The organism is Acinetobacter baretiae (genome assembly GCF_015627105.1).
GTDB lineage: Bacteria > Pseudomonadota > Gammaproteobacteria > Pseudomonadales > Moraxellaceae > Acinetobacter > Acinetobacter baretiae.
This window is the reverse complement of record NZ_VTDM01000042.1, coordinates 1-9,932: the sequence shown is the minus strand read 5'-3', so window position 1 is coordinate 9,932 and position 9,932 is coordinate 1. Positions and strand designations below refer to the sequence as shown.

Annotated in this window: 14 protein-coding genes; 12 read left to right on the top strand and 2 right to left on the bottom strand. The window is 36.3% G+C overall.

Annotated elements, in window-relative coordinates; genetic code table 11:
- Positions 1–165: 165 nt before the first annotated feature.
- The 6 genes from I2F17_RS11855 (at position 166) to I2F17_RS11830 (ending at position 4,524) form a co-directional block, all read left to right on the top strand.
- Positions 166–1,146, top strand: coding sequence for a replication initiation protein (locus tag I2F17_RS11855; RefSeq protein WP_211140080.1), 981 nt, complete (start codon positions 166–168; stop codon positions 1,144–1,146).
- 466 nt (positions 1,147–1,612) lie between these two features.
- Entirely contained in the window at positions 1,613–1,981 is a 369-nt protein-coding gene (gene mobC, locus I2F17_RS11850; protein WP_211140079.1) for a plasmid mobilization relaxosome protein MobC, read from the top strand.
- Positions 1,978–3,729 (top strand): relaxase/mobilization nuclease domain-containing protein, encoded by a 1,752-nt coding sequence (locus I2F17_RS11845; protein ID WP_211140078.1) that lies wholly within the window; start codon positions 1,978–1,980, stop codon positions 3,727–3,729. The genes mobC (I2F17_RS11850) and I2F17_RS11845 overlap by 4 nt, the downstream gene beginning before the upstream one ends.
- 79 nt (positions 3,730–3,808) lie before the next feature.
- On the top strand, positions 3,809–4,036 hold the full coding sequence (locus I2F17_RS11840) for a type II toxin-antitoxin system RelB/DinJ family antitoxin (protein ID WP_211140077.1): 228 nt from the start codon (positions 3,809–3,811) through the stop codon (positions 4,034–4,036).
- Positions 4,023–4,325, top strand: coding sequence for a BrnT family toxin (locus I2F17_RS11835; protein ID WP_211140076.1), 303 nt, complete (start codon positions 4,023–4,025; stop codon positions 4,323–4,325). Before I2F17_RS11840 ends, I2F17_RS11835 begins: the two co-directional genes overlap by 14 nt.
- Positions 4,303–4,524: a hypothetical protein gene (locus I2F17_RS11830; RefSeq protein ID WP_235985962.1), complete on the top strand. Its 222-nt coding sequence runs from the start codon at positions 4,303–4,305 to the stop codon at positions 4,522–4,524. The genes I2F17_RS11835 and I2F17_RS11830 overlap by 23 nt, the downstream gene beginning before the upstream one ends.
- 63 nt (positions 4,525–4,587) lie before the next feature.
- Here the strand turns inward: I2F17_RS11830 and I2F17_RS11825 are convergent, their stop codons facing one another.
- On the bottom strand, positions 4,588–4,800 hold the full coding sequence (locus I2F17_RS11825) for a hypothetical protein (RefSeq protein WP_196424021.1): 213 nt from the start codon (positions 4,798–4,800) through the stop codon (positions 4,588–4,590).
- 232 nt (positions 4,801–5,032) lie between these two features.
- Here I2F17_RS11825 and I2F17_RS11820 point away from each other — a divergent pair, with 232 nt between their 5' ends.
- The 6 genes from I2F17_RS11820 to I2F17_RS11795 all read left to right on the top strand — a co-directional run bounded on the left by I2F17_RS11820 (position 5,033) and on the right by I2F17_RS11795 (position 9,391).
- A complete protein-coding gene (locus I2F17_RS11820) occupies positions 5,033–6,013 on the top strand; it encodes a replication initiation protein (RefSeq protein WP_211140080.1) in 981 nt (326 codons plus the stop codon).
- 466 nt (positions 6,014–6,479) lie between these two features.
- A complete protein-coding gene (gene mobC, locus I2F17_RS11815) occupies positions 6,480–6,848 on the top strand; it encodes a plasmid mobilization relaxosome protein MobC (RefSeq protein ID WP_211140079.1) in 369 nt (122 codons plus the stop codon).
- The gene (locus I2F17_RS11810; RefSeq protein ID WP_211140078.1) at positions 6,845–8,596 is read left to right on the top strand and encodes a relaxase/mobilization nuclease domain-containing protein; all 1,752 of its coding nucleotides are present in this window, start codon (positions 6,845–6,847) and stop codon (positions 8,594–8,596) included. Before mobC (I2F17_RS11815) ends, I2F17_RS11810 begins: the two co-directional genes overlap by 4 nt.
- A gap of 79 nt (positions 8,597–8,675) precedes the next feature.
- Entirely contained in the window at positions 8,676–8,903 is a 228-nt protein-coding gene (locus I2F17_RS11805) for a type II toxin-antitoxin system RelB/DinJ family antitoxin (RefSeq protein WP_211140077.1), read from the top strand.
- On the top strand, positions 8,890–9,192 hold the full coding sequence (locus I2F17_RS11800; protein WP_211140076.1) for a BrnT family toxin: 303 nt from the start codon (positions 8,890–8,892) through the stop codon (positions 9,190–9,192). Before I2F17_RS11805 ends, I2F17_RS11800 begins: the two co-directional genes overlap by 14 nt.
- The gene (locus I2F17_RS11795; protein WP_235985962.1) at positions 9,170–9,391 is read left to right on the top strand and encodes a hypothetical protein; all 222 of its coding nucleotides are present in this window, start codon (positions 9,170–9,172) and stop codon (positions 9,389–9,391) included. The genes I2F17_RS11800 and I2F17_RS11795 overlap by 23 nt, the downstream gene beginning before the upstream one ends.
- A gap of 63 nt (positions 9,392–9,454) precedes the next feature.
- Here the strand turns inward: I2F17_RS11795 and I2F17_RS11790 are convergent, their stop codons facing one another.
- Entirely contained in the window at positions 9,455–9,667 is a 213-nt protein-coding gene (locus tag I2F17_RS11790; RefSeq protein WP_196424021.1) for a hypothetical protein, read from the bottom strand.
- Between the last annotated feature and the right edge of the window lie 265 nt (positions 9,668–9,932).

The following is a 9,932-nucleotide window of genomic DNA, read 5'->3' as shown; positions in this document are numbered from 1 at the left end:
TTTTTTTATAGTGCTAAATTTTATACAGGCGGAAAAAAAGCAGGTGTCGAGCCCTGCTTTTTTTCCATTGTTTAACAAATACTTAAAACAGCATTAGTAGAACAACCACATAAACATATTCTACTAATGTTTTGAGTGTTTGCAACCATTTCGATGTTGCATAATATGAAAAATATACAATTTACAGAAAATTTTTACAAAAACTTAGCTCCTAAGCCGTACTGTAGCTATGGCAAAAGCACAGCAATGCTGATTCGTTCTAAATCTACTGCGGTCAAATTGCCTTTGCTTCAAGTAAACCCACCGCATTTAGTAACTTATCTGGTCTTTGATATTGATGCTCCAGACGCATACTTGCATTACTTCGATGCAGATTTACCCTTACCGACTTGGATCGCCAAAAATAGAAAAAATGGTCATTGTCATATTTGCTATGAGTTAAAAACACCTATTTGTAAAACAGCTAACGCACGACTAAAACCATTGAGATACCTTGCTTCCATTGAATACAGCTATGCCAAGAAATTAGGTGCAGATTTAAGATATTCAGGCTTACTCACAAAGAACCCACTTGATAAAGAAAATTGGGAAGTTGCTATATTAAATCCTAGAGCTTTCGAGTTAGAGGAACTTGCGAGTTATGTCACCCTTGAAAATAAGCCCAAAACAGCCAAAAACGAGATTTTTGGGCTTGGTCGCAACTGTTCTATGTTCGATAGTGTTCGTTTTTGGGCTTATAAGGCGATTAGAGAGCGATTAGATCATGGTTATGATAGTTGGTATGCCGAAGTGATTAATGTAGCTCACAACGCAAATGGTGAGTTTTTAGAGCCGTTAGTATATTCGGAAGTCAAAGCCACAGCGAAATCAGTCGCAAAATGGGTGTGGCGTAATCATCATAGTGCTGAATTTCAGGCATGGTTTAGTGAGAAACAAGCCCATCGTGGCAAAAAAGGTGCAGCGAAAGCAAATGCCAAAGGTGCAAACAGAAAAGGTGGTAAGGCTCGATCTGCACAGTACAGTGATATACGTCAGGAAGCGTTAAAATTGCATGTAATGGGCGTTAATAACACTCAAATTGCAGAACAGCTAAAAGTAAATCGGAAAACAATTACTAGGTGGTTAAAACAAGCAAAAATTAACTAATGGGGTGGGACAGTGCCGTCCAAATCAGATATTAGCCCTGTAGGGGGCTTTTTTTGCTTTGTGGTGGTCTGGGCTTTCTCACCTCTTTTCTTTGGTGTGTTTAAAAAAATAATAAATCTAAATATTAAAAAAATTATTGTGAATGGGCATAGGTAAGCTGTGGGCAAAGACAAAACCTGTGTATTAAACCTGTGTGCAACTCAACGTATAAATCTGTGATTTATGCGGAGTTGTGCATAGTGTTTATGCACAGATTAGTTTTGGCGTTCGCTTGCGATTGTCCATAGTTTGCCATGTCCAATGCTCTTTGTTTTTTCTCTAATTACTCGCTAAATATTATTGCTTGTACTAAAATGGGCAAGCATACTCAAAGACCCCTCTAACTTCGTTATAGTGTTCTTTGAAGCTTGTTCAGGGGAAACCCCCGACACCCCTAAGATCAAAAGCATAAAAAGGCAAAAAAGATATGAACGAAATTGTTAAGGAAGAACCCAAAACTAGAAAAAAACCACGTAGAGAAAAAGCCATTAAAATTAGAATGACCGAGCAAGAACACCAAACCCTACTACAACTCATGCAGGGCAATGAGTTAGCGACATGGATTAGGGAAACATGCCTAAGCCTCGAAGATGAGCAAAAACAGGCTAAAAAAGTAGCTCAACAGGAAATTAAGCCCATAGACCCAACTATTTTAAGAGAATTAAACAAAATAGGCGTGAACATGAATCAAATTGCCAAAGCCATTAACTCACACAATTTGATAGATCGGATCGCCATTACACAATCACTCAGCATCATAAGCGAACAATTAAACGAGGTTTTAGAAAAACTATGATTGTTCACTTTATGAAAAACAAAGGTAAAGCAACGCCTAGAAGTGCCATCAATTACATGCTTGGTAAAGACAGGGATAGAGAACATGCAAAAGTACTAAAGGGAAACCCAGAGTTAACCACAGCTATAGCCGAGAATCTGAAGTTTAAACACAAGCACACAGTAGGCGTACTTTCGTTTGAAGAAAAAAACATAAGTGAAGAACACAAAAAAGAAATCATGGAGAGCTTTGAAAACACACTCTTAGCAGGATTAGACAAAGAGCAATACAACATCACTTGGATAGAACACACCGACAAAAACAACTTAGAGCTAAACTTCATTATCCCAAAAGTTGAATTAAATAGCGGTAAATCAATGAACCCCTATTTTGACGGTGTAGACCGTGAGTTAGTCGATGCATGGAAAGATACCATCAACCAAGAATACCAACTTACAGACCCTAACGACCCTTTAAAACAACAATCCCATGTGATTGCCAAAGACCTACCGAAAGACCCAAAACGGCTATCTAATGCCATTGGTGAATCCCTAATTTTAGAGCTAGAACAAGGAAATATTAAAGACCGAAAGGACGTAATACAGCACCTTGAAGCCCTAGATTTAGAAATAGCGAGAGTTACAAACAACGCTATCAGCATTAAAAACCCTTATGGAAAACAAAACATTAGATTAAAAGGCGAATTTTATGAAAAAGATTTTAGATATAGCCGAGAATATAGAGCAGAGAAATCAAGAGCGAGAGAGGACTATCAGAGAGAACAGCCAACAAGAACTAGAGAAACAAGGGCAAGACTTTCAGAACTTACAGAGAAAAAATTTCAATTCAATAGAAACAAATATAGCCCAACTCAAGACAAGCGTAGAGAAGCTGGCAACGAGTACCAACGAGAGCATACAGAACACAGAAAAGCACGTGCAGAACGAAATCAATCAAGTAACTACACAGATGCAAAGCAATATCAAAGTGGTAGAAATCAACCTCAAACACCAAATAGAAGCACTCGCAACGAATACGAGCGAGAACATCGAGAAAGCAACAGCACTCATCAACAGCAAAAACAAACTATTTTGGAAACTGCTCACATTTCTGATCAGCAAAATCATGTTAATTACAGTGATATTTCTCGCAATGATAGCAGTACCAACAATCATGTGGACTTACAGCCAAATACTATTATTTCAAATAGACAACATGAAAGCAGAGAAAACAGAGTTAACGACAGAAATAGAGCAGATGAAACACCACATCAGCAACACAAAGAAAAAACAAACGAGATAACAGCCAATGAAAAACGAATATTCCAATCAGTTAGAGAACTTACTGAGCGAGTTAAACAACTCAGAAACAGCACTGAAAGATCAATATTCAACATTACAGCAAGAGCTACAAGTCCAAGTACAAGTGAATCAGAACTTAACAGAACAAAATCAGATATTGAAAAACGAAATGAAATTGAAAGAGCAGAAGATCACAGAATTTCAGAGTTATTACGCCAAACAATACAGCAATTTGAACACTCACTTAACGCAGAAAGACCAACAGATAATAGACTTAAAGAACCATTACGAAACACAGATACAGAGATTAATAGAACAGACCAATTCATTAGAAAATCAGATCAAATTATTGATAAATGGCAACGAAATGAGAGAGAAATTAAACAGTACATTGAGAGAGCATATAACGATATTTCAGCGGAAAAAGTAACTCAAATTGAAAAAGGAAAAGATAGGGGAGGGCGATAGTTTTAAATATAATTAAAATTTATTTATATGTGCTTTTGGTTTACTATAGCATATATAAAGTAAACGGAAAGTGAATAAAATGGCGAGTAATGAAGAAACCACAAACTACAACTTACGCATAGATACCGAGCTAAAAGAAAGGGCTTTTTTAGTCTTTGAAAAGTATGGTTTAACGGCTTCACAAGCACTAAAACTGTTTTTAACCCAAGTGGCGAATACTAACGCTATTCCTTTGTCTTTTGACTATAAAAAAAATGACGTGGAATTATTTGAAACCAAAGAAAGAGATAATCATGCCACTGATTGAATTGTATGGGTTATGGTTTGAATGGCATGACAAAAAAATGGACATCGTTTACAAAGGGCGTAACATTGCTTTTGAGGAAGTATGCAGTATTTTTACAGATATTTACTCAATTACTGCTGATGATGTTGGTCATTATGATGAACCTAGAATGATTACAGTAGGACTGAGTAGCCATGCTAGATTACTTACAGTTGTGTGGGTTGAGCGAGGGAATACCGTTAGAATTATTACAGCTTTTGAAGCACCAATGAACCATAAGCGGAGATATGAAAATGCAAGAAGAACTTGAACACTACAAAGATTTTGATTTTAGCCAAGCGAAATTGATTAAACCTGAAATCATTAAAAAATTACAGGAACGCCATGCAGAAGCTCAAGCAAAGGTACTCGATGCTGATGTTGTGATGTGGTTAAGTGGTCAAGATCAAGACACTAAACAGCATATTAACGAAATGATCCGCCATATCATGGCGTTAAAACATGCTTAAACATCAAGCCGTATTTTGAGGTCTGTAGTAGAAAGAGAACCTAACAAAGAGACTATTACTTGATTAAGAGTCAGGCTCTAATCTGTTGGCTAAAGATAGAAGAGCCATTCCCATGTACCTACAAATATCAGGATCTACTTTTTCTGTACCGTCTAACCATTCTTCAACTTCACACTTTAAATTAAATAAATCCATTTCAACCATGCTTTTCTCAAGTTGGTCATTGTAGATATCACTAAAATATTTGGCATTAGGACTATTGAAATCATCAGTCATAATAAGTTCTCTGTAATAGAATTTTAATAAGCTATTATTTATCATAAAAATCATAAACTTGCTTTGTTTTTTTTATAGTGCTAAATTTTATACAGGCGGAAAAAAAGCAGGTGTCGAGCCCTGCTTTTTTTCCATTGTTTAACAAATACTTAAAACAGCATTAGTAGAACAACCACATAAACATATTCTACTAATGTTTTGAGTGTTTGCAACCATTTCGATGTTGCATAATATGAAAAATATACAATTTACAGAAAATTTTTACAAAAACTTAGCTCCTAAGCCGTACTGTAGCTATGGCAAAAGCACAGCAATGCTGATTCGTTCTAAATCTACTGCGGTCAAATTGCCTTTGCTTCAAGTAAACCCACCGCATTTAGTAACTTATCTGGTCTTTGATATTGATGCTCCAGACGCATACTTGCATTACTTCGATGCAGATTTACCCTTACCGACTTGGATCGCCAAAAATAGAAAAAATGGTCATTGTCATATTTGCTATGAGTTAAAAACACCTATTTGTAAAACAGCTAACGCACGACTAAAACCATTGAGATACCTTGCTTCCATTGAATACAGCTATGCCAAGAAATTAGGTGCAGATTTAAGATATTCAGGCTTACTCACAAAGAACCCACTTGATAAAGAAAATTGGGAAGTTGCTATATTAAATCCTAGAGCTTTCGAGTTAGAGGAACTTGCGAGTTATGTCACCCTTGAAAATAAGCCCAAAACAGCCAAAAACGAGATTTTTGGGCTTGGTCGCAACTGTTCTATGTTCGATAGTGTTCGTTTTTGGGCTTATAAGGCGATTAGAGAGCGATTAGATCATGGTTATGATAGTTGGTATGCCGAAGTGATTAATGTAGCTCACAACGCAAATGGTGAGTTTTTAGAGCCGTTAGTATATTCGGAAGTCAAAGCCACAGCGAAATCAGTCGCAAAATGGGTGTGGCGTAATCATCATAGTGCTGAATTTCAGGCATGGTTTAGTGAGAAACAAGCCCATCGTGGCAAAAAAGGTGCAGCGAAAGCAAATGCCAAAGGTGCAAACAGAAAAGGTGGTAAGGCTCGATCTGCACAGTACAGTGATATACGTCAGGAAGCGTTAAAATTGCATGTAATGGGCGTTAATAACACTCAAATTGCAGAACAGCTAAAAGTAAATCGGAAAACAATTACTAGGTGGTTAAAACAAGCAAAAATTAACTAATGGGGTGGGACAGTGCCGTCCAAATCAGATATTAGCCCTGTAGGGGGCTTTTTTTGCTTTGTGGTGGTCTGGGCTTTCTCACCTCTTTTCTTTGGTGTGTTTAAAAAAATAATAAATCTAAATATTAAAAAAATTATTGTGAATGGGCATAGGTAAGCTGTGGGCAAAGACAAAACCTGTGTATTAAACCTGTGTGCAACTCAACGTATAAATCTGTGATTTATGCGGAGTTGTGCATAGTGTTTATGCACAGATTAGTTTTGGCGTTCGCTTGCGATTGTCCATAGTTTGCCATGTCCAATGCTCTTTGTTTTTTCTCTAATTACTCGCTAAATATTATTGCTTGTACTAAAATGGGCAAGCATACTCAAAGACCCCTCTAACTTCGTTATAGTGTTCTTTGAAGCTTGTTCAGGGGAAACCCCCGACACCCCTAAGATCAAAAGCATAAAAAGGCAAAAAAGATATGAACGAAATTGTTAAGGAAGAACCCAAAACTAGAAAAAAACCACGTAGAGAAAAAGCCATTAAAATTAGAATGACCGAGCAAGAACACCAAACCCTACTACAACTCATGCAGGGCAATGAGTTAGCGACATGGATTAGGGAAACATGCCTAAGCCTCGAAGATGAGCAAAAACAGGCTAAAAAAGTAGCTCAACAGGAAATTAAGCCCATAGACCCAACTATTTTAAGAGAATTAAACAAAATAGGCGTGAACATGAATCAAATTGCCAAAGCCATTAACTCACACAATTTGATAGATCGGATCGCCATTACACAATCACTCAGCATCATAAGCGAACAATTAAACGAGGTTTTAGAAAAACTATGATTGTTCACTTTATGAAAAACAAAGGTAAAGCAACGCCTAGAAGTGCCATCAATTACATGCTTGGTAAAGACAGGGATAGAGAACATGCAAAAGTACTAAAGGGAAACCCAGAGTTAACCACAGCTATAGCCGAGAATCTGAAGTTTAAACACAAGCACACAGTAGGCGTACTTTCGTTTGAAGAAAAAAACATAAGTGAAGAACACAAAAAAGAAATCATGGAGAGCTTTGAAAACACACTCTTAGCAGGATTAGACAAAGAGCAATACAACATCACTTGGATAGAACACACCGACAAAAACAACTTAGAGCTAAACTTCATTATCCCAAAAGTTGAATTAAATAGCGGTAAATCAATGAACCCCTATTTTGACGGTGTAGACCGTGAGTTAGTCGATGCATGGAAAGATACCATCAACCAAGAATACCAACTTACAGACCCTAACGACCCTTTAAAACAACAATCCCATGTGATTGCCAAAGACCTACCGAAAGACCCAAAACGGCTATCTAATGCCATTGGTGAATCCCTAATTTTAGAGCTAGAACAAGGAAATATTAAAGACCGAAAGGACGTAATACAGCACCTTGAAGCCCTAGATTTAGAAATAGCGAGAGTTACAAACAACGCTATCAGCATTAAAAACCCTTATGGAAAACAAAACATTAGATTAAAAGGCGAATTTTATGAAAAAGATTTTAGATATAGCCGAGAATATAGAGCAGAGAAATCAAGAGCGAGAGAGGACTATCAGAGAGAACAGCCAACAAGAACTAGAGAAACAAGGGCAAGACTTTCAGAACTTACAGAGAAAAAATTTCAATTCAATAGAAACAAATATAGCCCAACTCAAGACAAGCGTAGAGAAGCTGGCAACGAGTACCAACGAGAGCATACAGAACACAGAAAAGCACGTGCAGAACGAAATCAATCAAGTAACTACACAGATGCAAAGCAATATCAAAGTGGTAGAAATCAACCTCAAACACCAAATAGAAGCACTCGCAACGAATACGAGCGAGAACATCGAGAAAGCAACAGCACTCATCAACAGCAAAAACAAACTATTTTGGAAACTGCTCACATTTCTGATCAGCAAAATCATGTTAATTACAGTGATATTTCTCGCAATGATAGCAGTACCAACAATCATGTGGACTTACAGCCAAATACTATTATTTCAAATAGACAACATGAAAGCAGAGAAAACAGAGTTAACGACAGAAATAGAGCAGATGAAACACCACATCAGCAACACAAAGAAAAAACAAACGAGATAACAGCCAATGAAAAACGAATATTCCAATCAGTTAGAGAACTTACTGAGCGAGTTAAACAACTCAGAAACAGCACTGAAAGATCAATATTCAACATTACAGCAAGAGCTACAAGTCCAAGTACAAGTGAATCAGAACTTAACAGAACAAAATCAGATATTGAAAAACGAAATGAAATTGAAAGAGCAGAAGATCACAGAATTTCAGAGTTATTACGCCAAACAATACAGCAATTTGAACACTCACTTAACGCAGAAAGACCAACAGATAATAGACTTAAAGAACCATTACGAAACACAGATACAGAGATTAATAGAACAGACCAATTCATTAGAAAATCAGATCAAATTATTGATAAATGGCAACGAAATGAGAGAGAAATTAAACAGTACATTGAGAGAGCATATAACGATATTTCAGCGGAAAAAGTAACTCAAATTGAAAAAGGAAAAGATAGGGGAGGGCGATAGTTTTAAATATAATTAAAATTTATTTATATGTGCTTTTGGTTTACTATAGCATATATAAAGTAAACGGAAAGTGAATAAAATGGCGAGTAATGAAGAAACCACAAACTACAACTTACGCATAGATACCGAGCTAAAAGAAAGGGCTTTTTTAGTCTTTGAAAAGTATGGTTTAACGGCTTCACAAGCACTAAAACTGTTTTTAACCCAAGTGGCGAATACTAACGCTATTCCTTTGTCTTTTGACTATAAAAAAAATGACGTGGAATTATTTGAAACCAAAGAAAGAGATAATCATGCCACTGATTGAATTGTATGGGTTATGGTTTGAATGGCATGACAAAAAAATGGACATCGTTTACAAAGGGCGTAACATTGCTTTTGAGGAAGTATGCAGTATTTTTACAGATATTTACTCAATTACTGCTGATGATGTTGGTCATTATGATGAACCTAGAATGATTACAGTAGGACTGAGTAGCCATGCTAGATTACTTACAGTTGTGTGGGTTGAGCGAGGGAATACCGTTAGAATTATTACAGCTTTTGAAGCACCAATGAACCATAAGCGGAGATATGAAAATGCAAGAAGAACTTGAACACTACAAAGATTTTGATTTTAGCCAAGCGAAATTGATTAAACCTGAAATCATTAAAAAATTACAGGAACGCCATGCAGAAGCTCAAGCAAAGGTACTCGATGCTGATGTTGTGATGTGGTTAAGTGGTCAAGATCAAGACACTAAACAGCATATTAACGAAATGATCCGCCATATCATGGCGTTAAAACATGCTTAAACATCAAGCCGTATTTTGAGGTCTGTAGTAGAAAGAGAACCTAACAAAGAGACTATTACTTGATTAAGAGTCAGGCTCTAATCTGTTGGCTAAAGATAGAAGAGCCATTCCCATGTACCTACAAATATCAGGATCTACTTTTTCTGTACCGTCTAACCATTCTTCAACTTCACACTTTAAATTAAATAAATCCATTTCAACCATGCTTTTCTCAAGTTGGTCATTGTAGATATCACTAAAATATTTGGCATTAGGACTATTGAAATCATCAGTCATAATAAGTTCTCTGTAATAGAATTTTAATAAGCTATTATTTATCATAAAAATCATAAACTTGCTTTGTTTTTTTATAGTGCTAAATTTTATACAGGCGGAAAAAAAGCAGGTGTCGAGCCCTGCTTTTTTTCCATTGTTTAACAAATACTTAAAACAGCATTAGTAGAACAACCACATAAACATATTCTACTAATGTTTTGAGTGTTTGCAACCATTTCGATGTTGCATAATATGAAAAATATACAATTTACAGAAAATTTTTACA

What these genes read in the sequence shown, in the direction of transcription:
- I2F17_RS11855 (WP_211140080.1), top strand. Translation starts at nt 166, where the DNA reads ATGAAAAATATACAATTTACAGAAAATTTTTACAAAAACTTAGCTCCT.
- mobC (WP_211140079.1), top strand. Translation starts at nt 1,613, where the DNA reads ATGAACGAAATTGTTAAGGAAGAACCCAAAACTAGAAAAAAACCACGT.
- I2F17_RS11845 (WP_211140078.1), top strand. Translation starts at nt 1,978, where the DNA reads ATGATTGTTCACTTTATGAAAAACAAAGGTAAAGCAACGCCTAGAAGT.
- I2F17_RS11840 (WP_211140077.1), top strand. Translation starts at nt 3,809, where the DNA reads ATGGCGAGTAATGAAGAAACCACAAACTACAACTTACGCATAGATACC.
- I2F17_RS11835 (WP_211140076.1), top strand. Translation starts at nt 4,023, where the DNA reads ATGCCACTGATTGAATTGTATGGGTTATGGTTTGAATGGCATGACAAA.
- I2F17_RS11830 (WP_235985962.1), top strand. Translation starts at nt 4,303, where the DNA reads ATGAAAATGCAAGAAGAACTTGAACACTACAAAGATTTTGATTTTAGC.
- I2F17_RS11825 (WP_196424021.1), bottom strand. Translation starts at nt 4,800, where the DNA reads ATGACTGATGATTTCAATAGTCCTAATGCCAAATATTTTAGTGATATC.
- I2F17_RS11820 (WP_211140080.1), top strand. Translation starts at nt 5,033, where the DNA reads ATGAAAAATATACAATTTACAGAAAATTTTTACAAAAACTTAGCTCCT.
- mobC (WP_211140079.1), top strand. Translation starts at nt 6,480, where the DNA reads ATGAACGAAATTGTTAAGGAAGAACCCAAAACTAGAAAAAAACCACGT.
- I2F17_RS11810 (WP_211140078.1), top strand. Translation starts at nt 6,845, where the DNA reads ATGATTGTTCACTTTATGAAAAACAAAGGTAAAGCAACGCCTAGAAGT.
- I2F17_RS11805 (WP_211140077.1), top strand. Translation starts at nt 8,676, where the DNA reads ATGGCGAGTAATGAAGAAACCACAAACTACAACTTACGCATAGATACC.
- I2F17_RS11800 (WP_211140076.1), top strand. Translation starts at nt 8,890, where the DNA reads ATGCCACTGATTGAATTGTATGGGTTATGGTTTGAATGGCATGACAAA.
- I2F17_RS11795 (WP_235985962.1), top strand. Translation starts at nt 9,170, where the DNA reads ATGAAAATGCAAGAAGAACTTGAACACTACAAAGATTTTGATTTTAGC.
- I2F17_RS11790 (WP_196424021.1), bottom strand. Translation starts at nt 9,667, where the DNA reads ATGACTGATGATTTCAATAGTCCTAATGCCAAATATTTTAGTGATATC.